The 24,169-nt window shown below is 66.9% G+C and carries 22 protein-coding genes, 1 pseudogene and 1 riboswitch; of the genes and pseudogenes, 11 read left to right on the top strand and 12 right to left on the bottom strand.

Annotated features, from left to right (window positions below; all coding sequences use genetic code 11):
• Positions 1–4 precede the first annotated feature (4 nt).
• Entirely contained in the window at positions 5–1,942 is a 1,938-nt protein-coding gene (locus tag ACTIMF_RS12725; protein ID WP_442350662.1) for an alkaline phosphatase family protein, read from the bottom strand.
• 149 nt (positions 1,943–2,091) lie between these two features.
• On the opposite strand from ACTIMF_RS12725, the gene ACTIMF_RS12730 reads away from it, so the two are divergent.
• Together ACTIMF_RS12730 and ACTIMF_RS12735 are read left to right on the top strand one after the other, a co-directional pair.
• Positions 2,092–3,135, top strand: coding sequence for an ATP-dependent DNA ligase (locus ACTIMF_RS12730; RefSeq protein WP_442350663.1), 1,044 nt, complete (start codon positions 2,092–2,094; stop codon positions 3,133–3,135).
• Positions 3,135–4,208, top strand: coding sequence for a DNA polymerase domain-containing protein (locus ACTIMF_RS12735; RefSeq protein ID WP_442350664.1), 1,074 nt, complete (start codon positions 3,135–3,137; stop codon positions 4,206–4,208). The genes ACTIMF_RS12730 and ACTIMF_RS12735 overlap by 1 nt, the downstream gene beginning before the upstream one ends.
• A 4-nt stretch (positions 4,209–4,212) precedes the next feature.
• Here the strand turns inward: ACTIMF_RS12735 and ACTIMF_RS12740 are convergent, their stop codons facing one another.
• Entirely contained in the window at positions 4,213–5,103 is an 891-nt protein-coding gene (locus ACTIMF_RS12740) for a helix-turn-helix domain-containing protein (RefSeq protein WP_442350665.1), read from the bottom strand.
• Positions 5,076–5,468: a VOC family protein gene (locus ACTIMF_RS12745; RefSeq protein ID WP_442350666.1), complete on the bottom strand. Its 393-nt coding sequence runs from the start codon at positions 5,466–5,468 to the stop codon at positions 5,076–5,078. Before ACTIMF_RS12745 ends, ACTIMF_RS12740 begins: the two co-directional genes overlap by 28 nt.
• 106 nt (positions 5,469–5,574) lie before the next feature.
• Here ACTIMF_RS12745 and ACTIMF_RS12750 point away from each other — a divergent pair, with 106 nt between their 5' ends.
• The gene (locus ACTIMF_RS12750) at positions 5,575–6,660 is read left to right on the top strand and encodes an HtaA domain-containing protein (protein WP_442350667.1); all 1,086 of its coding nucleotides are present in this window, start codon (positions 5,575–5,577) and stop codon (positions 6,658–6,660) included.
• A gap of 138 nt (positions 6,661–6,798) precedes the next feature.
• Here ACTIMF_RS12750 and ACTIMF_RS12755 read toward each other — a convergent pair whose 3' ends face one another.
• The 3 genes from ACTIMF_RS12755 to ACTIMF_RS12765 are packed head-to-tail and all read right to left on the bottom strand — an operon-like array spanning position 6,799 to position 11,641.
• Positions 6,799–9,180 carry a tetratricopeptide repeat protein gene (locus ACTIMF_RS12755; protein WP_442350668.1) on the bottom strand — a complete coding sequence of 794 codons (2,382 nt, stop codon included), beginning with the start codon at positions 9,178–9,180 and terminating at the stop codon, positions 6,799–6,801.
• Between the two features lie 5 nt (positions 9,181–9,185).
• The gene (locus ACTIMF_RS12760; RefSeq protein WP_442350669.1) at positions 9,186–10,193 is read right to left on the bottom strand and encodes a glutamate ABC transporter substrate-binding protein; all 1,008 of its coding nucleotides are present in this window, start codon (positions 10,191–10,193) and stop codon (positions 9,186–9,188) included.
• Positions 10,190–11,641, bottom strand: coding sequence for a hypothetical protein (locus ACTIMF_RS12765; protein WP_442350670.1), 1,452 nt, complete (start codon positions 11,639–11,641; stop codon positions 10,190–10,192). Before ACTIMF_RS12765 ends, ACTIMF_RS12760 begins: the two co-directional genes overlap by 4 nt.
• 142 nt (positions 11,642–11,783) lie before the next feature.
• Here ACTIMF_RS12765 and ACTIMF_RS12770 point away from each other — a divergent pair, with 142 nt between their 5' ends.
• Complete coding sequence (locus ACTIMF_RS12770; RefSeq protein WP_442350671.1) at positions 11,784–12,245, top strand: NUDIX domain-containing protein; 462 nt, start codon at positions 11,784–11,786, stop codon at positions 12,243–12,245.
• Positions 12,246–12,250: 5 nt separating this feature from the next.
• Here the strand turns inward: ACTIMF_RS12770 and ACTIMF_RS12775 are convergent, their stop codons facing one another.
• A complete protein-coding gene (locus ACTIMF_RS12775; RefSeq protein ID WP_442350672.1) occupies positions 12,251–12,619 on the bottom strand; it encodes a hypothetical protein in 369 nt (122 codons plus the stop codon).
• A 229-nt stretch (positions 12,620–12,848) separates the two neighbouring features.
• Positions 12,849–13,493, bottom strand: coding sequence for a thiamine phosphate synthase (gene thiE, locus ACTIMF_RS12780; protein WP_442350673.1), 645 nt, complete (start codon positions 13,491–13,493; stop codon positions 12,849–12,851).
• Positions 13,494–13,523: 30 nt separating this feature from the next.
• Positions 13,524–13,636: riboswitch (TPP riboswitch) on the top strand.
• Here thiE and ACTIMF_RS12785 point away from each other — a divergent pair.
• The 3 genes from ACTIMF_RS12785 to ACTIMF_RS12795 all read left to right on the top strand — a co-directional run bounded on the left by ACTIMF_RS12785 (position 13,629) and on the right by ACTIMF_RS12795 (position 15,632).
• The gene (locus ACTIMF_RS12785; protein WP_442350674.1) at positions 13,629–14,651 is read left to right on the top strand and encodes an FAD-dependent oxidoreductase; all 1,023 of its coding nucleotides are present in this window, start codon (positions 13,629–13,631) and stop codon (positions 14,649–14,651) included. (Overlaps the previous riboswitch by 8 nt.)
• A gap of 32 nt (positions 14,652–14,683) precedes the next feature.
• Positions 14,684–14,881, top strand: coding sequence for a sulfur carrier protein ThiS (gene thiS / locus ACTIMF_RS12790; RefSeq protein WP_442350675.1), 198 nt, complete (start codon positions 14,684–14,686; stop codon positions 14,879–14,881).
• A complete protein-coding gene (locus tag ACTIMF_RS12795) occupies positions 14,874–15,632 on the top strand; it encodes a thiazole synthase (RefSeq protein WP_442350676.1) in 759 nt (252 codons plus the stop codon). The genes thiS and ACTIMF_RS12795 overlap by 8 nt, the downstream gene beginning before the upstream one ends.
• Positions 15,633–15,641: 9 nt before the next feature.
• On the opposite strand, the gene ACTIMF_RS12800 is transcribed toward ACTIMF_RS12795, so the two are convergent.
• Entirely contained in the window at positions 15,642–16,610 is a 969-nt protein-coding gene (locus tag ACTIMF_RS12800; RefSeq protein ID WP_442350688.1) for an EamA/RhaT family transporter, read from the bottom strand.
• A gap of 76 nt (positions 16,611–16,686) precedes the next feature.
• Here ACTIMF_RS12800 and ACTIMF_RS12805 point away from each other — a divergent pair, with 76 nt between their 5' ends.
• Entirely contained in the window at positions 16,687–17,859 is a 1,173-nt protein-coding gene (locus tag ACTIMF_RS12805; RefSeq protein ID WP_442350677.1) for an ATP-grasp domain-containing protein, read from the top strand.
• 9 nt (positions 17,860–17,868) lie between these two features.
• Here the strand turns inward: ACTIMF_RS12805 and ACTIMF_RS12810 are convergent, their stop codons facing one another.
• Positions 17,869–18,714 (bottom strand): alpha/beta fold hydrolase, encoded by an 846-nt coding sequence (locus ACTIMF_RS12810; RefSeq protein ID WP_442350678.1) that lies wholly within the window; start codon positions 18,712–18,714, stop codon positions 17,869–17,871.
• 47 nt (positions 18,715–18,761) lie between these two features.
• A pseudogene (locus ACTIMF_RS12815) lies at positions 18,762–19,386 on the bottom strand (LysE/ArgO family amino acid transporter).
• A gap of 79 nt (positions 19,387–19,465) precedes the next feature.
• Between ACTIMF_RS12815 and ACTIMF_RS12820 the strand changes: the two are divergent.
• Positions 19,466–20,416 carry a LysR family transcriptional regulator ArgP gene (locus ACTIMF_RS12820; protein ID WP_442350689.1) on the top strand — a complete coding sequence of 317 codons (951 nt, stop codon included), beginning with the start codon at positions 19,466–19,468 and terminating at the stop codon, positions 20,414–20,416.
• On the opposite strand, the gene ACTIMF_RS12825 is transcribed toward ACTIMF_RS12820, so the two are convergent.
• A complete protein-coding gene (locus ACTIMF_RS12825) occupies positions 20,417–21,481 on the bottom strand; it encodes a metallophosphoesterase (protein WP_442350679.1) in 1,065 nt (354 codons plus the stop codon).
• A 116-nt stretch (positions 21,482–21,597) separates the two neighbouring features.
• On the opposite strand from ACTIMF_RS12825, the gene ACTIMF_RS12830 reads away from it, so the two are divergent.
• The gene (locus ACTIMF_RS12830) at positions 21,598–23,244 is read left to right on the top strand and encodes an alkaline phosphatase D family protein (protein WP_442350680.1); all 1,647 of its coding nucleotides are present in this window, start codon (positions 21,598–21,600) and stop codon (positions 23,242–23,244) included.
• A 43-nt stretch (positions 23,245–23,287) separates the two neighbouring features.
• Positions 23,288–24,169 (top strand): SPFH domain-containing protein, encoded by an 882-nt coding sequence (locus tag ACTIMF_RS12835; protein WP_442350681.1) that lies wholly within the window; start codon positions 23,288–23,290, stop codon positions 24,167–24,169.

Raw genomic sequence — 24,169 nt, forward strand, 5'->3', positions numbered from 1 at the left:
ACGATCAGTCGGCGCGCAGCGGGGACGTCGGCGTCTGCTGCCCGCCCTCGAGGCGGCCGGTGAAGTACTGCCTGCCTGTCGGCGAGGTGAGGGTCACCTCGTACCAGCCGTCGGTCACCACGGACGCAGTCACGTCGTGTCCGTCCACTTCAACCCGTCGGGCCGCATGGTCGAGGACGACGTCCGCGGAGGAGCCGTTCCGCGGGAACGATAGGTCGCGGAGGAATCGGTCGGGGCCGGTCACCACGACATGTTCGGTGATCGAGGCCAACTGCACGCGCCGCCTACCGCGCACCGTGTGGTGTTCGGCGCGGCCGTCGTAGAACACGCCGAACACGGCGGGCCGGGACCCGTCGTTCCGCAAGTGCAGGACGCCGCCTTCGACGACGGCCGACAATCGATACGGGGTCGGGAGGGCCACCGCCGGATCGGTCTCCTGCACCGGGCGGCCGCCGCCCGGCTCGGCCTCCCATCGTTCCTCGAACGACGGCACCGGTCCTGGGTGCGCGGGCAGTCGGAGGCCGTCGGAGCGGGCGAAGTCGAAGGCCGACACCAGGTCGCCACACACCCGTCGGCGCCACCTCGAGATATTCGGGCACTCCACGCCGGTGACACGCTCGAGGAAGCGCACGACCGACGTGTGGTCGAAGACCTCCGACGAGACGCGACCGCCGACAGTCCACGGCGAGATGATCGACATCGGGACACGAAAACCGAGTCCCATCGGCTTGCCGTCCCACCACTCGCCGGGTTCGTCCTGCGGCGGCAGCGGCGGCACGACGTGGTCAAAGTAGCCGTCGAACTCGTCGAAGGTCAGCAGCACCGCGGTCTTCGCCCACACGCGGGGATTCGACGCCAGTGCATCGAGCAGGCGGTAGGTGAGCGTGGACGACTGGAGCGGCGACGATGCCGACGGGTGCTCGGAGTCGGCCGCCGACGCGACGATCCACGACACGGTCGGCAACTGATCGGACTGCACGTCGCGGCGGAACCGGGAGACGAGCGAACCGGGCTCGCTTCGATACAGGCCCCGGCGGTACAGGTCGGTGAGCCCGCCGCCGATGCGGCCGGCGCCGTCGTGCACGCTCTGGGCGCGCGCACGCTGTTCGTCGACGTCGGACTCCTGCAACAAGTCCTCGTAGAAGCCGGTCAGATCGCCGCCGCTCTCGCCCGCGACTTCGACTGCCGCGCGTCCGAGAGTGCGGAACGTCGCGAAGAAGTCGAGGTTGTTGTCGGTGTAGTTGTCCCATTCCTGGTATACGCGCCAGTCGACGCCTGCTTCGTGCAGCGACTCCGCATACGTCTTCCACGTGTAGCCCGGGTGTGTGGAGTCGTAGGCGTCGTTGCCGATTGCCCGCTGACCCGACGGCTCGAAGCCGCTGGTTCCGGAGAACAGGAAGTTCCGGTTCGGGCTCGTCGACGTCGGACACGACGAGAAGTAGCCGTCGCACACCGTGAACGTCTCGGCCAGTGCGAACTGGAATGCGATATCGCGCCGATCGTAGGCGGCCATGGTCGCCGTACCCTTCGCGCGGACCCACCTGTCGCAGTGTCCCTCATTGAGCGCCTGCTGCCCGTCTGGCCACGAGTGCGGTAGGGACGCAAGATATTCGACGGACAGGTCGCCGCGGTTCGCGGCGTCGCGAGCCAGGAAGGGGTGCACGTCGTCCTGGTCGAAGACACCGGGTTTCGCGGAGTTGTCGGCGAACCCGCGCACCCCGCGCAGCGTCCCGAAGTAGTGGTCGAACGAACGGTTCTCCTGCATCAGGACGACGACATGCTCCACATCGCGCAGACTCCCGGCCGGTCTTCCGCGGGCCACCGCGTCGAGCAGTGAAGGCGGCAGAAGCGTTGCGGTAGCAGCAGTTCCGGCGGCAGCCGCCGTCAAGCCGAGGAAATGTCTGCGGGAATGAGCCGAGACGGACTTCGGTGTGATCGCCATCGTATTCAGACGTTAGGGTCGCCCGGTGGCGCGGCGGTGTCGACGTAGTGTCGGGCGAGCGACCAGCGGGCTGCGTGACGGTGAGGGGCTCGGTCGGCGGTTCCGGCCAATCCGTTGCCGCTGTCGGTGCTGTCGTGGACGATGAACGGGTGGACCTTCCGATCAACCCGCCCGTCGCGCCGATGCTCGCGAAAGCGGTGACGTCCGTCCCTGACCAGCCGGCAGACGGTCCGGCGTTCTCGTACGAGCCCAAGTGGGACGGATTCCGCGCGTTGATCTTCCGCGACGGCGACGAGGTCGTCATGTCCTCGCGCGGCGGCAAGGACCTGGCGCGGTACTTCCCCGAACTCGTTGAGGCGGCTCGCGCCGCATTGCCCGAGCGGGTCGTCGTCGACGGCGAAGTCGGTGTCGTCCGTGAGATCGACGGTGTCCGGCGCCTCGATTGGGACTCGCTGAGCCAACGGATCCACCCGGCGGCCTCGCGCATCGAGAAGCTCGCGCGCGAGACGCCCGCGATCTTCATCGGGTTCGACGCGCTCGCGCTCGGCGACGACGAACTGACCGGGGAAGTGTTCACGGTCCGCCGTGACGCGCTGCTTCACGCGATCGGAGACGGCGGATCCCTCCAGGTCAGCCGGGTGACACAAGACCCGGTCGTTGCGGGCGACTGGTTCACCGCCTTTGAGGGCGCCGGTCTCGACGGTGTCGTTGCGAAACGCCTCGACGGGCTGTACGTGCCGAACAAACGCGAAATGGTCAAGGTCAAGCATAAGCGGACCGCGGACTGCGTTGTGCTCGGTTATCGCGTCCACAAGAGCGGAACTGGTCTCGGATCGATGCTTCTGGGACTGTACGGCGATGACGGCGAACTCCGGATGGTCGGCGGGTCGAGCGCGTTCTCGGACGCGAAGCGGATCGAACTGCAGGAGATGTTCGAGCCGATGCGCCTGGATCCGGACGGTGTCGCGCAGGGCGAGGTGTCGAGGTGGCGCACCGCGGGCAGTAGCGAGTGGCTGCCCATCCGCCAGGAGCTCGTCGTCGAAGTGGCCTACGACCAGATGGAGAACGGTCGGTTCCGGCACACGGTGAAGTTCTTGCGGTGGCGCCCGGACCGCGACCCGGCCAGTTGCGGATACGACCAACTCGAGGTCCCGCTCACCTACGACATCCACGACGTGCTGGAGGGCTCCTGATGGCGAGCAAGAGTTCGAAACCCAAGCCGGTCATGCTCGACGTCGATGGTGTCGAGGTCAAGCTCAGCAATCCCGACAAGATCTACTTCCCAGAACTCGGTGAGGACGGCGGGCGGAAGGCCGACCTCGTCGAGTACTACCGCGCGATGGCACTGGCCGGGCCGCTGCTCGACGCAGTCGGTGGTCGCCCGACGTTCCTGCAGCGCTTCCCCGACGGTGTCGAGGGCGAGGAGATCTACCAGAAGCACCTGACGAAATATCATCCCGACCACATCGAGTCGACGCGGATCGTCTTCCCGTCCAAGCGTTCCGGCCAGGCGTTCTGTCCGCGGATCCCAGCCGATGTGGTGTGGGCGGCGAACCTCGGCACCGTGACACTTCACACGTGGCCGACGCTGGACCCGGACAACGACCATCCCGATCAGTTGCGCATCGACTTGGACCCGTCGGCGGCGCGCGACTTCGACGATGTGCGCGCGGTGGCGATCGATCACGTCCGACCGCTTCTCGACGAACTCGGATACACGGGCTTCGTCAAGACGTCGGGCAGTCGCGGCATCCACGTGTTCGTTCCGATCCGACCCGAGTGGGACTTCATCGCCACGAGGCGTGCGGTGATCGCGTTGGGACGCGAATTGGAGCGTCGCGCACCGGACCTCATCACCACGTCGTGGTGGAAGGAGGAACGTGGCGACCGGATCTTCATCGACTACAACCAGAACGCCCGCGACCGGTCGATGGCGGCACCGTACTCGGTGCGTAAGTCTGCGACCGCGCGGGTGTCGACCCCGCTGCCATGGGACGAACTCGCCAACGTCGACCCGGAGGGCCTGACGATCGCCACCGTGCCTGCACTCGTCGAACGACGCGTCGACCCGTGGGCCGACATCGCCGATCACGCCGTCGGACTCGAGCCGCTCCTCGAGATGGTCGCTCGCGACGATGCCGACGGTCTCGGCGACCTCCCGTACCCGCCGTCGTACCCGAAGATGCCCGGTGAGCCGCCCCGCGTCCAGCCGAGCAAGAAGGTCGCCGAGCACTGGGACGCCGACGGCAACCCGGTCGAGAAGTAGCCGCTCACTTCGCCGACATCCGCTCACCTAGAACGCGCTCGCTCCCCTCCCGAGGGGAGCGAGCGTCGTCGAGGTGAGCGGCGTCGGTGAGACCGTCAGCACGACGGTCCGCGAGGAACCGCGTCGGCGCACGGCCGGTGAACGACGCGAACTCGCGAGACAGGTGCGCTTGGTCGGCGTAGCCCAGGTCGGCGGCGACGTGGGCGGGGGCGCAACCGGCCTCCAGGAGACGCCGGGCCTCGTCGAAGCGGACGAGCCGTGCCGCCTGCTTCGGGCCCATGCCGAACTCGGCGGCGAAGACCCCGGTCAGCTTGCGGGCAGACCACCCCGATTCCTCGACCAGGCTCGACACCCGCACACGACCGCGCGAGCGGAGGATCGCTTGCCACGTCCGGACGGCGTCCGGGTCGGCAGAGCGCGCGGCGTCCCTCTCAATCAGTTGGTCGGCGATGATCGCCGACGCTGCCTGTCGCCGCACAGCGTGCGGGAGGTCGCCGAGGGTGTCGCGCAGACGTGACGTGAGCGCGGCGTCGACCTGGTCGAGTTCTTGCATCGACGACAATGATCCGACGGGGACGCCGAAGAGCCGCCGAACGGCCCCGGGCGTGAGGTCCAGCTGTACGCCGACCTGGTTCCCGTCGTGGTGGACCGTGTACGCCTCGACGTGCAGTTCGCCGATCCCGCATGTGAAACTCGTCTGGCGATTCAGACCGGGTCCGGTGAGGACCAGGCCGTCGCGCAGGTCGACGATCAGGGTGACCGTCGGTGACGGGAGACCGAGGTGAGTGCCGGGGGCGACGCCTCGGATGTCGTACGGCGCAATGTGCACGCCGGCTGCCGCGACGGCGGACTCCGGTAGGTCGGACTTCAGCCCGCGTACGTTCCGAAACTCCACAGGTTGCCCTCCGGGTCGGCGATCGAGAACCCTCGGGATCCATAGTCCTCGTCGGCCATGTCGCGCACCAGCTTCGCACCGAAATCGACGGCGTTCGCGTAGACGGCGTCCGGATCGGCGACGACCACGTACACGTTGGCGGTGCCGACCGGCGTGGTGAACGTCGAATCGGCTTTGCCTGCCGAACTCACCATGACGCGACCACCGTCGGGCCACAGCATCTCCGAGTGCATCACCTCGCCCGGACCGTCGCCCTCGACGAGGATTCCGGGCTCGAACCCGAGCCGACCGAGCCAGTCGCGTTCGGCGAGCGGATCGCTGCAGGTGATTCCGGGCCAGATGTTCATGTCTTTGCGTGTGTTCATGACAGGAATTCTTCCCGCCCGCGCCGCCTCGGTCTTGAAGAAATCGGCACGATGAGGGACTTAAGCCCCGATCGGATAACAATGTGAATAGGTTAGGCTCGGCTCTATGTCTCGTTTACGTGGTCTTGTCGTTCTGTTCGTTGTCGTGACCTGCGCCCTCGCCTTCGCGGTGACCGGAACCGGATCGGCGCACGCGCAGCGGTTCGCTCCGGCGATCACTGTGTTTGCGGCCGACGGAGTGACGCCTATCGGGGACACTCCGCTGCACCCCGGTGACGAGGTCGTGGTGACCGGGACCGGATTCGATCCCGCCGCGAACACCTCGGGCCTGCCGGTACCCGTCCCGCCCGGCGTTCCGCACGGCACCTTCGTGACCTTCGGCGGTTTCGCGCCGGTGTGGCAGCCGTCGAAGAACGCTCCGGCGTCCTCGCGCGCCGAGGTCCGCGGCAAGACCAAGTGGGCGCTCTCGCGCTCGGCGCTCAACCGGGTCCCCGAGGTGCCGTTCGACCTGCGTCGCACCATTCGACAGCAGTGGGTCCCGCTGGACGCGCAGGGCCGGTTCACGGCGCGTCTGACGCTGGCGACGCCCGATAAGACGCCGGCGAACAAGCGGTGGGGCGTCTACACCTACGGCGCAGCGAACTCGGTCAACGCCGCGCAGGAGAAGTTCGTTCCGCTCAACTACTCGACCGAGCCCGGCCCCAACACGCCGACGCCCCCCGCTCAGAATCTGGTGTGGGGCTACTCGTCGAGCTTCTCCGATGCGATCGACGTGACCGAGGGCGCCCTCTCCGGCAAAGACGGCGCGGACGTCGACTCTCGCGACCGCATGACCTTCGAACTCGCCGACAACACCATTCGCAACGGTCGCGGCGAACTGCGCTACACGGGTACCGCCGTCGTCTACACGCGCTTTCACCTGCTCGAGGTCGCGCTCGCCGACCCGATCATCCGAGTGAACGGGACGCGCGCCGTCCTCTCGATGAAGACATCGTCGACCGACATGAACGGCGACGACCATCTCCGCCGAACCGACATCGCGGATCTGCACCTCACGGCCGCGGAGGCGGCGCGACTGGCGAAGAGTCAGAACGTCTCCGGCGTGAAGGCCACGTTCCGCGGCGGCATCACCCCGACCTCTCTCGCCGCGTTGTCGCTGTCCGGCGCAGATGCCGTCGACGTGCGTTTCTAGAGGTCTCGACTCCGCTCGACCAGCTTCGCTGTCTCAACAGACTCCGCTCGACCAGCTTCGCTGTCTCAACAGACTCCGCTCGACCAGCGGAAGTAGGGCTCGACCAGCGGCGGGGGCCTCGGCCGGCGGCGGGTCGCGCTAGAACAGGGTCGCGGGACGGACCAGGTTCGCCAGGTCGACGAGAAGGAAGCGGTGCGCGCGGTTGTCGCGCGTCGCGCGGGCCAGTTCGCGCAGGGACCGCTCGGTACCGGCGCGCAGGCCGGGCTCGGTGAACGGGAAGCCGAGGAAGTCCTCACCCTCACCCGATCCGGGATGCGCGTCGATCCAGCCGAGAGCGCTGCCGAGGACGATCAGTTTCAGTCGCCTGCGCCGTGGATCGTCGAACCCGATCTGGTTGAAGCGGGTCGACGCCTCGAACAGCTCGTCCGGCGTGATCGCGCCCGGCGGTCGGCCGTGGACGAGGGACAGGATCGCGCTGATCTGGGCGGTGCCGAAGTGTCGGCTCGTGATCGGCACCTCGTCGAGCGGCTCGATCGCCTGCGCGATCTCGCCCTCGGCGAGGAGCATCCGCGCGTAGCCGAACGCCGCGGTGACGATGGCGTGGTCGGTGAGCCAGAGGTCGTGGTAGGCCTGGCGGGCGATGTCGTACCAGCGTTCGACCTGCGCGGCTTGGTCATTGCTCGACAATCCCTCGGCCGACAGCCAGTAGCCGATGAGCTCGGCCGTACCGGCGACGGCGAGCTTCGGGGCGACCTCGCCCGGAAGAGCCTCAAGCACTTCGTGGAATCGGTCGAAGGCGAGTTCCGGTTCGGCGTTCAGTAGGGCACAGATCCCGAGAAACCAGTGCAGCCGCCACGAGTCGCCGTGATTATCGGCGACCTCTCGCAACAGTTGCAGCGCGGTGTCGAGGTTGCCCAACTCCAGGTGTGCGCGGGCCTCGGCGAGGTCGATCTCCAACGACGGATGCTCCGCGCTCCGCCGGGGGTACGGCACCTGGTCCGGTGCTATCAACGACGAGAAGCCTTCGGCCCGTGCGGCCTTGATCGTGTCCAACGTTTGACGCGGGTACGAGAGCGCGGCCGACGTCAGCACGTTCGCTGCGGGGTCTGTCGGGTCGACGAGCGGGATGGGGAGCGCGCGGGCGATGTCCGCGGGATCATGGATGGCAGCGTCCTTCGCATTGAAGAAGCCGTCGACCGGCGCCAGGAGCAGTTCGGTTCCGAATGTCGAACGCTGCGGGGTGAACACCGTCGACAACGACGGTCGCGGAACACCGGTGTGCAGGGCGACGGTCTCGCGCAGGACGTTGAGGACCTGGGTGGTCATCTCCTCGGCAGACTCGAACCGCTCCGTCGGATCCGTCGACGTAGCGCGCTGCAGGAGAAAGTAGAAGGACGGATTGGCGACGAAGACCGGGGTCGTCTCCGGGTCGGGGAGCCCGTCCAGATACCGACCGTCCTCCATCGGCATGTCGACGGTGAGCACGGCCAGCGTCCGGCCGATCGAATAGATGTCGGTCGCGACCTGCGGCCCGGTCTCGGCGATCTCCGGTGCTTGAAAACCGGGAGTGCCGTACAGGCGGCCGTACCCGTTGATCGACGACACCGCACCGAGATCGATCAGCTTGACCTCGTCGGCGGTGATCATGATGTTGTCGGGCTTCACGTCGTTGTAGACGAGGCCGACCGAGTGCAGATAGCCGACAGCCGAGAGAACTTCCAGGATGTAGGCCATCGCCTGCTCGACCGGCATCGGCTTCGTCTTGCCGGTGGGGCCGGTGGTGAGGTGTTTCAGAGTGTGACCGCCGACGTACTCCATCACGATGTACCCGAACAGTCGGCCGTCGTCGTCGGCCCACTCGACGAAGTTGAAGATCTTCACGATGCCCGGATCGTTCACGGATGCGAGGAACTGCCGCTCGGCGATGGCGACGGCCTGCGCCTGCGAATCGGACGAGTTCAGCAGTCCCTTGAGGACGACGGGGCGATCGGACACGTTGTGGTCGACCGCCAGATAGATCCACCCCATGCCACCGTGGGCGATGGCGCCCGCGATCTCGTACTGGTCGGCGACCATCGTTCCGCGTGCGAGCCCTGGCACGAACGAGTAGCGCGACCCACAGTTCGGGCAGGTGCCCTGGGCCGGGCCCTTCCCCGGTCCGGAGCTCCGGCCGACTTCGGCGCCGCATTTCCAGCAGGTGCGTTTGGACTCGACGATCATCGGGTCGGCGAGGACGGCATCGGCCGGGTCGATGTCGGTGACGTCCGGAAGCTGCACCAGGCCGCTTCCGAGTCGACGGTCGTGGATATGCGACGGAGTCTTGCGAATCTTGCGGCGCGAGGAGGTTATGTCCTCGAACAGTCGTCGGACCTGGGTCCCCTGGGTGCCCTGATGGACGGGAGTGGTGCCGACCGTGGACATCGGGACAGCGGCCTGAGTCACCGGCCCGTCGTCAGTCGCAGCCGGCATCGTCTGGACCGGCTGCGTCTGGTGCTCGTCAGTCTTGTCGTCGTTGCTCATCGTCTTCAATCACGGTAGGTGTACGGCGGGGGCGATCCGGGGCCCAGGACCGAGAGCCACCGGTTGTACGAACTCTGCCAACTGCCGTCCGCACGTCGTTTCTCGAGGATCGCGTTGATGAACTCGACGAAGTCGGGGTGGTCTTTGGCCACGCCGACCCCGTAGTCCTCGGCGCCGAGGCTCTCCCCGACGACCCGCGCCCACGGGTCCTGGGCGGCGATGCCCGCGAGGATCGGGGTGTCGGAGGTGATGGCGTCGACCTGTCCCTGCTGCAGCATGACCAGGCAGTCGGCCCAGCTGGCGGTCGTCGCGAACCGGGCTTTCGGCGCCAACTCCTTGACCCGGTTGGCCGACGTCGACGACAACGAGACACACACTCGTTTTCCGTCGAGGTCGGCGGCACTCTCGATTCCGGTGTGCCGGTAAGCGAGGATCCGTTGTGAGGCTTCGAAGTACGGGATCGAGAAGTCGATGGCCGCCAGTCGTTCGCAGGTGATCGACATCGATTTGATGACGATGTCGACAGTGCCGTTCTGCAGAGCTTCGATGCGGTTGGCGCTGGACACCATTCGGTAGTCGATCCGGTTCGGATCGCCGAAGATCGCGTCGGAGATCCAGTGCGCGATGTCGACGTCGAACCCCATGACGTCTCCGGTCAGTGGATCGCGGAAGCTCAGTGGGTTGGACCCGAGGTCGGTGCCGACGACCAGTCGGCCGCGTTTGAGGATCTGCTCCATCATCGATCGCACAGGCATCTGGCCGGGCGTCGGCAGTTCGCCCTGCGGTCGCAGACTCGACGTGTCGCAGTCGGTCGACTCGGTGGACGGCGCTGGGCTGTGGTCGGAGTCGTCGAAAGAGACGTTCGGCGGGAGTGGGACTTCGGCGGTGGTAGTTGGCGGCTCGCCGTTCTCGCTCGTCGCCATTCCGCAGGCGCTCAGCCCGACGGTGACGGCCAGGGCGAGAACGGCGACCGAGACTCCCCGTCTGGCCCTGGCTCCTGCGCGTCTGGTCACCGGTACTCCCGGATTCGAGGGAAGAGCCCGCCGAATACGGCGATCGCCGCGACCCCGCACAATACGGCGATACCGGTGCCGGTGAACCCGAGGACGCGTTGCGCGGTGTTGATGTTGTTGCGGAAAGTCGACCGTGCTTCGGCGATGGCCTCGACTAGTGCAGCGTTGGCCTCGTCGTAACCGGTTGCCGTACTGATCGTGCCGTCGCCGACGGTGAGCGACCGGGCGCTGGTGAAGTCCCCGGCGGTCAGAAGCCGACCGACTTCGGCGTGTGCCGAACGCCAGCGCTCGACGGCCGATTTCACCTCGTCCAACGGATCGGTGATCCCGGCGTCGTCGTCGAGTTCGGCCGAGCTCTGGAGACCGTCGGCGCGATCGACGATCTGGGCCATCGACGTCTCGAACAGTCGATCGAGCTCGCCCGGGTCTGATCGGCGGACTAAAGACAGCGTCTCGGCGGACCGAGCCTGCTGGGTGAGGATCCGCATGCTGGTCAGGGTGTGCAGCGGGTCCGCTCCGGACTCTTTGGCGGTGTTGGCCGCGGCGACCGAGGTCAGACCCGAGACGAGTAGCCACACAGTGCCGAGTCCGAGTGCGGTGAGCGCGGCGATCAGACCGACGTTGAAGTGGCGCCGCGTCCGTCTGGCCAGATATCGCCCGGTCACCAGGAGCATGCCGATGATCAGAAACAACGCGACGTAGACGCCCCACGGAGGCACCGTCAAGGTGCGTTGTGGCTCGGAGATCGCCGCCGAGCGCTGCTCGTAGAGTCGCTGCGCTGCGGGCAGGATCGTGTCCTGCATGAGGGTCGATGCGACGGTGAGGTAGGCCGACCCGACGGGGTACCCGAGCCGGTTGTTGGTCCGGGCCGTCTCGACGAGACCGGTGTACTCGGGCAGCTTGACCGCGAGCGTGTTGAGGTCGGCGCGGGCGCCCTCCTCGTCGTCCGTGTGTGCCGACGCGTCGTCCCGGTACCCGTCGGTCGCGGCGATCAGCGCGGTCGACGCGGTCGCGATCGAATCGGTGAACGAGGCGCGGAGTTCGGGCGACTCGCGGCCACCGGAGATGAAGGCCGAGTTCGCGGACGCGTCGGCCACCGACAGCGAGCTGTACAGGGTCTCGGCGGCCTCGGCCTGCGGCTCACTCCGGTCGATCAGCGACGAGAGCGTCTGGCTGCGGGTGGTCAACGCAGCTGACGAGTACCAACCGGTCAGGGTGCACGCGAGGATCATCGCCAGCAGGATGATGACGAGCTTGCCTGGCGTGGTGGTCGCGTAGAACCGGAAGGAGACGAGGGGCGAACTCACTCGCTCCCGGGTCATCGCGGCGAGCTCGCGCCGGTCGGCGATGACTTGTCGGAGAGTTGGCCCGGATCCGCTCCGTTCCGGGATCACAGTTCGCCCGGCGTGCGTGAGCGCGGAACGCACTCCCGAAACCTGGCCGGTCACGACAAATCCCTTCACTTGGGTTGGTTTCAGCCTAGTCGTCGTGCCTGCGGTCGTCCGGTAACACCCGGTACGGTGAGGGGCGAGTCGCCGGTCATCGGTGTCGGCGACACCGGAATCGACGTCGGACGGCGTGGGAGGCAGCGTGCAGGGAGACGGCGACGGCTGGGTCTTCGACGCCGACGGCCAGCGGTACTGGGGTCGGCATGGAGCCGCGGGACTGCTGTTAACCGCGGCGACCGACAGCGGGGTTGCGGTTCTGCTCCAGCACCGCGCGATCTGGTCCCATCAGGGTGGTACGTGGGGTCTGCCGGGCGGAGCCCGCGACTCGCACGAGACCGTCGAGCAGGCCGCAGTCCGGGAAGCGCACGAAGAGGCGGGCATCTCCAGCGATCAGGTGGACGTGGTGGACGCGGTCGTCACCCATCGAGCGTCCAGTGGCTGGACGTACACGACGGTGCTCGCGCGAGCAGCGTCGCAGGTTGCGACGACTCCGAACGGAGAGTCGACGGAACTGCGTTGGGTGCCTGCTGTTCGCGTCGCGGAACTCCCGCTCCATCCAGGACTGGCTGCGGCGTGGCCCGCATTGGTCGATCGGCTGACCTGAGTGGCTCAGCCCTTCGACAGCTGATTGGCTCCCGAGATGAGGGCTGCGACTGCGGATTCGTCTGCCGTGCTGCCGATCCCATACGACCAGCAGCGGCGGCCGTCGGCGTCGCACAACAAGTAGGTGGTGACTTCCTCGTCGTCGGTCTGCTGCGAGATCGAGACGATCTCGACGCCCGCGTCGATGTCGTAGAGCATGGCGGTCATCGCGCCGATGATGCCGGACGACGTCGCCTCGAGGCGGACCGTGCGCTGGTGGACTCGGACGCTCGCGGTGCAGTGGACCAGATCGGCGCGGCACGGCTCGAAGGCGAAGGCTTCCAACGAGATCGAACCGGTCGGAGCGTAGGTCGTGTCGAAGTGTGCAGTGGTCATGGTGGCCGCCTCCCGGGGAAACCAGGCGGGTGTGCGGCGGTCGCCGCGCCCGTCACGGGTCCAGGATGTCGGTTGAATCTGAATGGAGTGCATCACGTCGGTTCATTTCGATCGAAGAATCGGTGACCGACGAGAAATTGTGGAGCAAACGACGAACCCGCAGCGGGGGGTCGGTCGAATCAGACCCCGCTGCGGCAGGTTACGAGAAGCTTCCACATCATGATGACGGTCAGCGTAGCACTGCTTCGCGGAGCGCGGAAGCGGCCCGAGAGGGCGCGTCGGCGGCGGTGATCGCCCGCACGACGACGATCCGGGAGGCGCCAGCGGCCGTGACCTCGGGGACCCGCTCCAGGTCGATGCCGCCGATCGCGAACCAGGGTTTGCCCGCGGAGCCCGCCGCGGCCGCCCGGACGAGATCGAGCCCGGTCGCGGGGCGCCCCGGCTTGGTCGGCGTGGCCCACAACGGGCCGGTGCAGAAGTAGTCGACGTCGCGGTCGGCGACGGCTGCGTGCATCTGCTCGCTGTCGTGTGTCGAGCGGCCGATCACCATGTCGGGGCCGACGATCGCGCGAGCCGCAGACGGCGGAAGATCGTCTTGTCCGAGGTGTAGGACGTCGGCGCGGGCGGCGTGCGCGAGGTCCGCTCGGTCGTTCACCGCTAACTGTGCGCCGCCTTCGTGGACGACCTCACGCAGCCGAGCGAGCGCCGCCAACTCGGTCGCCGCATCGATCTCCTTGTCTCGCAGTTGGACGATGTCGACGCCGCCGGCCACCGCGGCGGCGACGAAATCCATCAGGTCGCCGCGCTCGGTACGCGCATCGGTGCAGAGGTACAGGCGTGCGTTCGAGAGCGCGGTGCGAGGATCGACTGGCATAACTGCAACGGTAGGCTGGTGGCGCAAGAGGCGAGAACACACGGGAGTCCGGGGCGCCGGGCTGAGAGTGCGACGCGAGCCGTCGCTGACCGTCTGACCTGATCCGGATAATGCCGGCGAAGGGATTTGATCATCGTGGGACGAGAACTCTCGGTCGTGGGCGGCGGCGTCGTCGGACTGGCGTGTGCGCTTGCCGCAACGGACGCCGGATGGTCGGTGACTGTGTACGACGCCGGACCGAGCACGCGGGCCGCCGACGTCGCGGGCGGTATGCTCGGCTGCCTCGGTGAAGGACACCCCGGCGAAGACCGCCTCCTCGACGTGTCGTCTCAGTCGGCGAGCCTCTGGCCGGACTTCCTCGCCCGCCTCGGCGACCCGGCCGTCCGCACAGCCACCGATAGCGTCCTGATCGGCGCGTCCAGTACCGATCTCGCCTATCTCGACGACCAGGTCGCATTCGTCCGAGACCGACTGCCCGCAGCCGCTCTGACGAGGTCGACGGCCTCCGAGCTGCGTCGGGCGGAACCGGCTCTCGGGCGCGGACTCGTAGGCGGGTATCTCGCCGAAGGCGAAGGCGCAGTGGACAATCGGCTGCTCATCGAGGCGCTCACCGAAGCCCTCCGCGAGGGCGGCGCACAGATCGTGGAGGCCGTCGTCGATGATCCGACTGCCCTGCCGGGCGAGCATGTGTTGATCGCCGCCGGGCTCGGTAGCGCGGCATTGGCCGCCGTCGCCGGAGCGCCCGTCCCGGTGCACGGGGAGAAGGGCGAGATCCTCCGCCTGCGTCGGACCCGATGGTCGGTGCCGCCCCCGAGTCACGTCATCCGCGGCCGCCGTCACGGCCGCCCCGTATATCTTGTGCCGCGCGCCGACGGGGTCGTTGTCGGGGCGACTCAGTACGAGGCGCAAGGGCCCGACGACCGGGCACCTCAAGCCGTCGGCGTCGCCGACCTGTTGACCGACGCGATCGCCGTCATGCCGGGGCTCAGCTCCTACGAGCTCGTGGAAGTCGCAGCCGGGATCCGGCCGTGCTCGGCCGACGGACTGCCCGTCGTGCAGCGGATCGACGATCGCGTCCTCGTCGCGACCGGCCACGGACGTAACGGCATCGCCTTGGCGCCGTGGACCGCATCGCGTGCCATGGGACTGCTGGCCTGAGCATCGACACATCCGAGAGAGAAGAGACGATCATGGAATTGACGGTCAACGGCGACGCCGTGCAGATCGACGGCCCAGTCGACGTTCGACGACTCCTTGCGCACATGGGTTTCCCGGACGAAGGCGTCGCCATTGCCGTCGACGGAGTGGTGCGCCCGAAATCGCGCTGGAGTGAGGAGATCGGCGAGTACGCCGAGATCGACGTCCTGACGGCGGTGCAGGGTGGCTGACCCGTTCGTCGTCGCAGGCCGCGAGTACGCGTCCCGCCTGATCACGGGGACGGGAGGCGCGTCGAACCTCGCGGTCCTCGAGCGTGCGCTCCTCGCATCCGGTACCGAACTGACGACGGTGGCGATGCGGCGCGTCGACGCGACGTCGGGGACTGGAGTCTTGGAGCTGTTGCGCCGTCTCGACATCGCAGTGCTGCCCAACACTGCGGGGTGCCATACGAAGGACGAAGCCGTCTTGTGTGCGCAACTCGGACGCGAAGCCGTCGAGACGAACCTGGTGAAGCTCGAAGTGATCGCCGATGATCACACGCTGCTGCCCGACCCCCTCGAACTCGTCGACGCAGCCGAGTCCCTGGTCGCGGACGGATTCGACGTCATGGCGTACACGAACGACGATCCCGTCCTCGCGCGCCGCCTGGAAGACGTCGGTGTCGCCGCAGTGATGCCGCTCGGTTCGCCGATCGGCACCGGCCTGGGCATCTGCAACCCGCATAACATCGAGATGATCGTTGCGCGCGCTGGCGTACCCGTCGTCCTCGACGCCGGTGTCGGCACCGCGAGCGATGCCGCGCTAGCCATGGAACTCGGTTGCGACGCAGTACTTCTCGCTAGCGCGGTGACCCGGGCCAACGATCCGGAGGCGATGGCCTCGGCCATGCGGCACGCCGTGATCGGTGGCCGGCTCGCGGCCGGAGCGGGACGGATTCCCAAGCGGTTCTGGGCGCAGGCGTCGAGTCCGGCGCGCGAGTGACGCCCAGACCTAATCGCCCTCGCTGACCTCTTCGCGCCCGCGGCGCCAGCCACCCTTCTCCGGGGGAGCTTCGCCGAAGTGGTCGGGGTCGCCCGTGCTGTACCACGCGACGAGGACGGCGCCGACCACTGCGCCGATGAATCCGACGAAGGCCAGCCAGGCGAGTCCGGGGCGGGCGGCGTCGTCGAGGAAGAGGACACCGATGAGGCTCGGACCGGCCGTCTCGCAGACCACCAGCAGGGCGGTCACGCCGTTCACTGCTCCGACCTGCAGTGCCACCGTCTGGACGTAGAAACCGACGGCGCCTGCCACTGCGATCGACCAGGCTGCGGGATCAGACAAGATCGTGACCAGATCGAACGGCGACATGCCGTCCAGGACTCGGACGGCGATCGCGATGATGCCGAACAACAGACCCGCCGCGGCGCCGCCTACGATCGCCGCGTACTTGCCGAGTGTGTAGACGCCGATCAGCGCGATGGCGCAGACCAGGATGGTCGCACCGAGCAGGCCCCAATGGAACGGCCGCTCGACCGAGTCCTGCGCGTGCTGCGACGACGAGACGCCCAGCAGGAACAGCGACAACACCACCAGCCAGATCGCCACCCAGTCGCGGGTGTGCAAGGTGATGTTGAGTAGCAGCGTGCCCAGAAGCGCGGTGACCACGAGGTTCGCCGCGACGATCGACTGCGCGAGGAACAGCGGGAGGAAACGTGCGGCGAGCGCGCCGCCACCGAAACCGACGATCACCATGAGCGTGCCGAGAATGAACGCCGGGTCGGCGATCGTCGACATCGTCGAGGTGACGGACGGAGCGGCAGGGTCGAGCGCATCCGAACCGGAGCCGCCTGGTTGGTCCGCCTTCTCTCGCATCTCGACGGCGACCCGTCGAGCACCGAGAGCGCGCAGCACGGTCGAAACGCCGTACGCCACAGCCGCCATGGCAGCAGCGATGACGCCGATTGCGAACAAAGCGATTCCTATTCAGCTAGAGAAAAGTCACTCGGTGCAACAGGCTACACGGCAGCTACCGGTCTATGTCTACTCTGTATGCGTGGTATCCGGTGAGCGTAAACATGTCCTGATCACTTTCGCGCGGTCGTTCCTGACCCTCAACCTGGCGCGTCGGATGGCTGCTGCCGGGCACCGAGTTACGGTCGTCGACAGTATGGCGGTCGGCGTCAGCAGGTACTCGAACGCGGTCTCCGGATTTCATCGGGTCAGCCCGCCCAAGTACAAGCCGCAGGAGTACTGCCGCGAGCTGGCGGCCATCGTCGAACGCGAGAAGGTCGACATCGTCATCCCGATCCACGAGGAGACCGACATTCTCGCGATGATGGCCGGGCTCTTCCCCGACACATGCGAGCTGTTTCTCTCCGCATTCGAGATCGAGGACATGCTCCACAACAAGCTGTCGTACCAGCAGGCGCTCGTCGACCGCGGGATCGAGGCGCTCAAGTTCAGGGAGATCTCCTCGCCGGAAGACGCGGTCGCCGCATCGGAGGACTTCACGACGCCGTTCGCGATCAAGCAGGCGTACTCACGCGGATCGCAGAAGGTATATAAGGCGTACCCGGGCGATGACCTCAATTATCTCACGTACGACCCCACTAACCCGTGGATCGCGCAGGAGTGGCTCGAGGGCGATCGCTACTGCACGTATTCGGTCTGTCGGGACGGCGAGGTGTACGCCCACGCCACCTATCCAGTCGGGTATGCGATCGGCGGACAGTCGTGCCTGACCTTCGAGCAGGTCGACCACCCGGCCATCGTCGAATGGACTCGCCGACTGGTCAAAGAAGTCGGATTCACCGGCCAAATGGGACTCGACTTCATCGACCACCCCGACCGCGGGCTGGTCACGATCGAGTGCAATCCGCGTGCGACCAGCGGGATCATGATGTTCAAGGACGAGGACCGGGTGGACCGCGCGTTCTTCGGCGAGAACACCGAACTGATCACGCCGCAGACGGGCAGCACCACGATGATCGGTGCCGGCATGGCGATCTACGGATGGAAGAAGAGTTCCTACCCGAACAACACGTTCCGGCGGTTCCTCGCCGAGATGCGTAAGGCCGACGACGTCATCGCCTCCAAGGCCGACCCGAAGCCGGGGTTCATGATGCCCGTTGCGTACGCAGGCATCCTGCGCGACGCCCGGCGCTACCACGTCGGGCTCGACGGTGGCTTCATGCACGACCACGAGTGGGACGGTCGGCCGATCTAACAACCGGCGTCACAGACTCCGACAGAAAGCGGTGACGGCAGCGGTGGCGCGGTGTTCGGGGTCGAAGATGAGGCCGCCGTGGCCGACGCCGTCCACGAGCATCCACTGCGCGTTCGGGATGTGCGAGGCGGCCTCCTGTGAACCCGGCGCGGGGAAGAACATGTCGTCGCCGAAGCTGACGACCAACGTCGGGCACCCGATGGCTTCCAGGCGTTCGACGGTCGGCTCGCCAGATCGCATCCAGTCGTACGACGCTCGAGTGCAGCCGAGCTGTCCGTCGATCGACGTCCACACGTCGCCGCCGCTTGCCCCATCGAGCATCGCGCGCCAGTTCGCGACCTGGGTGTCGTCGCGCAAGACCGCAGCCGATGGGGTCGTCATCAACTGCTCGAACAGGGACACGGAGCCGGGAATGTGGCCGAGCCGTTCGATCAGTTCGAGTTCCATCTCGTTGACGACCACACCGATGGTCGACGATCGGAGCCCGGCGACCATCGCCAGTCCGCGAACCGTGCCGCCCCACACGTCCAGCAGTGCCTGCGAGATATAGCAGCCCATCGAGTACCCGACGATGATCGCATCGTCGACGCCGTAGCGGTCGAGGACTTCGGCGGCGTCCGCGGCGATATCGTGCACCGAGTACGGGGCAGGTGGAGCCGACGACGGGACTACGCCGCGCGCCGAATACTCGATCACCCGGAATCCGGCGTCGACCAGGGCGTCGGGGAGCCCGGTGAACGTCCACGTCTGGGCGGGCATGCCGAGGCCCGCCGACAACAGGACCGTCGGCCCATTGCCTCGGCTCGACGCCCAGATCTGTACGTCGTCGCCGACGTCGATCATCTCCCCGGTCATCGGATCACCATGTCCGGAGCATAACCCGAATGTGTTTCGTTTCCCGATCAGCTCATGGCGACGAGGCCGATGCCGAGTGCAGTCATGACGACCGCGATCACTGCGTCGAGGATTCGCCACGCGCGGACGGACGAGAACACCGGTGCCACCTTGTGTGCACCGAGTCCGAGGGCGAGGAACCACACGAGACTCGCCACACATGCTCCGACAGTGAACGCCCACTTGGCATCTGCGTGACTGTTCGCGATAGAGCCCAACGTGAGCACGGTGTCGATATAGGTGTGCGGATTCAACCAGGTGAGGGCGAGCGCGGTGCCGAGTGCCGCCCAGATGCCGCGATTACGCCCACCGTCGTCGGTCGCCGACGCTGCCCGCGGCCGCCATGCGCGTCGAGCCGCGGCGACACCCAGCGCTACGAGGTAGGCGCCGCCGACGGCTCTGGCGGCGGTAATGATCGTCGGATGCGCGGTGATCGCCGCGCCCAGGCCGACGGTGCCCGCACTGATCAGGACGATGTCGGATAGGACGCAGACGGCGACTACCGGTATCACGTGGGCCCGCTGAGTCCTTGGCGGAGCACGAACACGTTCTGGGGCCGATGGCGATGATGAGGCCGGTGCCGGTCAGGAGGCCGGCGATCGCGGCGAGCAGGAGGGTCGTCGTCACGTCAATCGACGCTACGAACGCGCCATTGATTAATCCAGGTAGCGATTCTGTATAAAGATTAGAATTGCTAATTGTGAATCCCGACATGGACGCGTCCGCCGAGAGCCTGATGACCCTGACCGCAGTGCTGCGCGAAGGCACCTTCGAAGCGGCGGCCGCATCGTTGCACGTCACACCGTCCGCGGTGAGTCAACGCATCAAAGCATTGGAGCATTCGGTCGGGCGGATCCTGGTTCGACGAGTCAAACCGGTGACGGCGACCCCGGACGGAGAGATCCTCGCTCGGCTCGGCGAACAGTGGTCGCTGCTCGTCGCCGAAGCGCAAGGCGAACTGACCGGCATCGTGCATGAGGCCGACCCCGACTCTCGAAGGCTGCCGCGCGTGAGTCTTCGCGTCGCGTGCAACGCGGACTCGCTCGCCACCTGGTTTCTGCCGGTGATCGCCGAGTTCCACGGTGCGCACCCGGTCAATCTCGATCTCCACCGGGACGATGAGAGCGTCACGACCGCGCTGCTACGCGCGGGCGACGTCGTCGGAGCCGTGACCTCCGAACCACTGGTCGTCCGTGGGTGCGAGACGGTTCAGCTGGGGGCACTTCGGTATTTCCCGGTCGCGACGTCGTCGTTCATTCAGCGCTGGCTGCCCCACGGTGTGCGCGCACGCGACATGCGGTACGCGCCGATGGTGATGTTCGACCACAACGACCACCTGCAATTGAAAGCGCTCAATCATCTGGTGCCCGAACCGATCTCGCCGCCGGTCACCTACATTCCGGCGGCCGCCGAATATCGTCGAGCGATCCAGGCCGGCATCGGGTGGGGCGCGGTGCCAGAAGTGGATATGGACGGCTCCCGCACCGGGGTCGACCTCGTTCCACTGTCGCGCAGGCCCATCGACGTCCCGTTGTACTGGCAGTACTGGCGACTCAGATCGCCGTTGGTCACAGCGCTGACCGAGATCGTCGTCGAGCACGCGCGGGCCGAACTTGTGCCGCCGCGTCGGAGCACGCCGCCGGTGCCGTCGGGCAGTCGGTGATCATCGCCGGTAGGTCGTCTCGAACGCGTTGTGTGCGTGCGGGCGATCCGGTGACACCTCGTATACGGTGAGGCCGACCGTCGACGACGTGATGTCGAGAGCCATGAAACCGCGGTCGCGCAGATTCTCGTAGCGTGCCCGGAAGCGTTTCGTCGAGGGCTTGTTCACGGTCTTCGCTGCAGCGCCGGACACGATCTGACGGGTACCGCGCAGGCCTGCGACGTTCTCGAGGACCTGCTGGCTGTGGTCGTGGCCGGACAGCAGGAACTGTGCGCGCCCCGCGACATGCCGTTCGAAGAACGCCTTCGCGGCGTCGCCGCTCAACGGTGCGGGCAGACCGTCGTAATCACCTGCCGGGCCGTGCGGACCGTTGTTCGCGTAAGGGTGGTGAGTGCACACGAACTTCCACGGCGCGTTCGACGCGGCGAGCGCCTTGTCGAGCCACTGTGCCTGACGGGTCATGTAGTGTCCGCCCGGCTCCCACTCCGGCGACAGGAACGGCGGGATGTACGCGGCCAGCGGATTGAGGTCCAAGACGAAGAAGTCGGCCACGCCGAGTTCCACCGAGTAGTAGCGAGATGGCATGTACCAGCGCCGTGATCGCGAGTGGTACCGGACTTCGTCGTTGCCGCGGAGGAGCCACCCGCCGTCGCCGGGGAAGATCGCGGTGGTGTCGTGGTTGCCGAGCGTCATCAACCACGGGAAGTCGAGGCCGGCGTTCGGCTTCTCGAACTTGGTTCGGAACTGGGCGTCGTCAGGACCGTTCGGCCCCGCTTCGTAGATGTTGTCGCCGAGGCCGACTGCGACGTCGAACGGGTCGGCGGCGTGCAGCCGACGTGCGGCGGCAGTGACCGCGTACTGCGGCTTCTCGCCGGTGCCCGCGTCGCCGGTGACCAAGACGCGAAGGTGCTCGGCCTGGAACGCGAGCGGGAAACGCTCAGCGGCCGCCGCGTCGGGCGCCAACGCGCCGGACGCTCCGACGGCGGCTGCGGCACCGGCGACGGCGGTGCCTGCGAGGAATGTGCGGCGGCTCGGCATCGTCGATTCAGGGCTGTTCTCGATCATGTGATCGATCGTGGCAGCAATGTGTGAATCGAAGGTGGCGGCGAGGTTGACGGGTTCGCCCCGCGCATTCGCCTTGATGTTACTGCCGGGTAATCCGGTCGTGGAACCGTCAGCGGGTGTCTGAAGTCAACAGCCCTGTCACGTTCACTCGTCGCAGTTTCATCGGAGTGGCGGGCGCAGGTGCGCTCGCCGTCGGACTGCCGCTCGCGGCTGGTCCCGCCGATGCCGCTCGCTCTGCTTTTCGTCATGGCGTCGCCTCCGGAGACCCGCTCCCCGGCGGCGTGATCCTGTGGACGCGTGTCACGCCGACGGCGGAAGCGACGCCCGGATCCGGCCGCGGCGGCGCCTCCGACATGGTCTGGGAGGTGGCGGGGAGCCGTTCGTTCGGCGCGGTGATCGCCTCGGGGACGACGACAACGGACGCGTCCCGCGACCACACCGTGAAGGTCGATGTGTCGGGGCTGCGACCGGCGACCGTCTACTGGTACCGGTTCCGGGTCACGGGCGGGACGGCCGCGGGCGCGGTGTCGCCGGTGGGACGCACCAAGACGGCGCCTGCCGCGCACGCCGATGTCGCTCGTGCCCGCTTCGGGGTGGTCAGCTGCTCCAATTGGGAGGCGGGGTATTTCAGTTCGTACCGATTCCTCGCCGACCGTACCGATCTCGACGCCGTCGTCCATCTCGGCGACTACATCTACGAGTACGGCCCAGGCGAGTACGCAGGCAAGGAGGGCGTCGTCCGACGCCACGAGCCGGCCCATGACATCGTGTCGCTCGCCGACTACCGCACCCGCCACGGACAGTACAAGACCGACCCCGACCTGCAGGCGGTGCACCGTCAGCATCCGTTTATCGCTACCTGGGACGACCACGAGGCCGCCAACGACCAGTGGTCGGGCGGCGCCGAGAACCACAAGCGGTCCCAGGGATCATGGGCGGGTCGGAAAGCTCGAGCCGACCAGGCTTACTTCGAGTGGATGCCGGTGCGCCCCCGGGTCAGCGGCGACAATCGGCACATCTACCGCCGCCTCGCCTACGGCAAGCTGCTGGAACTGTCGATGCTGGATCTGCGCACATATCGGGACGTCTCGGCAGGCCGATTCTCCCGCGAGTCCGATGACCCGGCGCGCACCATCACGGGGCGCCGTCAGATGGAATGGGTCAAGAATGCAATCACCACATCGGACGCGACCTGGCAGGTCATCGGCAACTCGGTGATGATCTCGCCGGTGCTCATCCCGCCGCTCGATCCGGCTCGTACCAAGGTCATCACCGATCTCGTCGGGATTCCCGAGAGCGGGATCCCGTACAACGGCGACCAGTGGGACGGCTACGTCGCCGACCGTCAGCGGCTGCTCGACGCCATCGACGACGCCGACCAGAAGAACGTCGTCTTCATTACCGGCGATATCCACATGTCATGGGCCAACGACATTCCGCGCAAGCCCGCGAACTATCCGGGAGCAGGCACCGTGGCCACCGAATTCGTCGTCACGTCGGTGACGTCGAACAATCTCGATGACATCGTGAAGGTGCCCGAGCACACCGTCGGTGACGTCGCGTCGGCCGCGATCACTGCGGCCAACCATCACACGCGCTGGGTCGATACCGATGAGCACGGCTACGGCGTCATGACGGTGACTCCGGCCGCCGCGCGAATGGACTGGTACTTCGTCGACAGTCTCACCGATCGACGCACCGGGCAGCGGCTCGCGCAGTCGTGGACGGTGAAGAACGGCTCCCGGCGCATGACGCGGTCCTGACCGCATAGCCTGGAGGCATCACTTCAATAGACGGGAGAGCGGGATGGAACTACGCCAAGCCTGGCGGATGAACGGCTTCTTCGGACTGATCGGTGGGCTCGCGGTGATCGTGATATGCGCGGTCGCCGCCGTCGCGTCGATCGCGTTGCTCTCCGACGGTGGGTCAGCTGCCTGGATCGTGCTCGTTGTCGTCGCGATCGTCGTCGGCGTCGTCGCACTCCTGTCGCTGACCGGGCTGACGGTAGTCGGCCCCAACGAGGCTAAAGTCGTCCAGTTCTTCGGGCGCTACATCGGGTCGGTCGACGAACCGGGATTCTCGCTGCTCGTCCCGCTGTCGGACAAGCAGTCGATCTCGCTGCGCGTACGGAACTTCGAGACGCAGATGCTCAAGGTGAACGACGCCGACGGCAATCCCGTGGAGATCGCGGCCGTCGTCGTGTACCGGGTGATCGACAGCTTCAAGGCGGCGTTCGCCGTGGACGACTACGAGCAGTACGTCGCCACCCAGTCGGAGGCCGCCGTGCGGCATCTGGCCACCATTCACCCGTACGACGCGCACGACGTCGATCGCACGAGTCTGCGCGACGGAGCGACCGTCGCCGAAGAGTTGACCGTCGAACTGGGTGAACGCACGGCGACCGCGGGCATCGAGGTCATCGAGGCTCGAATCACGCACCTCGCATACGCACCGGAGATCGCACAGGCGATGCTCGTCCGCCAGCAGGCCGCGCAGGTCGTCGCCGCACGAGCGCAGATCGTCGAAGGCGCCGTCGGGATGGTTGGCCTCGCGTTGGATCGTCTCGCCGAGCAGGGCGTCGTCGAATTCGACGAGGAGCGGCGCGCCGCCATGGTGTCGAACCTCCTCGTCGTCCTGTGCGGTGACCGAGCCACCCAACCCGTGGTGAATGCGGGCTCGCTGAATTGA

The sequence above is a fragment of the Gordonia sp. (in: high G+C Gram-positive bacteria) genome (assembly GCF_052106715.1).
GTDB lineage: Bacteria > Actinomycetota > Actinomycetes > Mycobacteriales > Mycobacteriaceae > Gordonia.

Excerpts from the sequence above, each read along its gene's own strand:
- ACTIMF_RS12750 (WP_442350667.1), top strand. The coding sequence starts at position 5,575 with ATGTCTCGTTTACGTGGTCTTGTCGTTCTGTTCGTTGTCGTGACCTGC.
- ACTIMF_RS12745 (WP_442350666.1), bottom strand. The coding sequence starts at position 5,468 with ATGAACACACGCAAAGACATGAACATCTGGCCCGGAATCACCTGCAGC.
- ACTIMF_RS12835 (WP_442350681.1), top strand. The coding sequence starts at position 23,288 with ATGGAACTACGCCAAGCCTGGCGGATGAACGGCTTCTTCGGACTGATC.
- ACTIMF_RS12775 (WP_442350672.1), bottom strand. The coding sequence starts at position 12,619 with ATGACCACTGCACACTTCGACACGACCTACGCTCCGACCGGTTCGATC.
- ACTIMF_RS12755 (WP_442350668.1), bottom strand. The coding sequence starts at position 9,180 with ATGAGCAACGACGACAAGACTGACGAGCACCAGACGCAGCCGGTCCAG.
- thiS (WP_442350675.1), top strand. The coding sequence starts at position 14,684 with ATGGAATTGACGGTCAACGGCGACGCCGTGCAGATCGACGGCCCAGTC.
- ACTIMF_RS12825 (WP_442350679.1), bottom strand. The coding sequence starts at position 21,481 with ATGATCGAGAACAGCCCTGAATCGACGATGCCGAGCCGCCGCACATTC.
- ACTIMF_RS12810 (WP_442350678.1), bottom strand. The coding sequence starts at position 18,714 with ATGACCGGGGAGATGATCGACGTCGGCGACGACGTACAGATCTGGGCG.
- ACTIMF_RS12820 (WP_442350689.1), top strand. The coding sequence starts at position 19,466 with ATGGACGCGTCCGCCGAGAGCCTGATGACCCTGACCGCAGTGCTGCGC.
- thiE (WP_442350673.1), bottom strand. The coding sequence starts at position 13,493 with ATGCCAGTCGATCCTCGCACCGCGCTCTCGAACGCACGCCTGTACCTC.
- ACTIMF_RS12725 (WP_442350662.1), bottom strand. The coding sequence starts at position 1,942 with ATGGCGATCACACCGAAGTCCGTCTCGGCTCATTCCCGCAGACATTTC.
- ACTIMF_RS12735 (WP_442350664.1), top strand. The coding sequence starts at position 3,135 with ATGGCGAGCAAGAGTTCGAAACCCAAGCCGGTCATGCTCGACGTCGAT.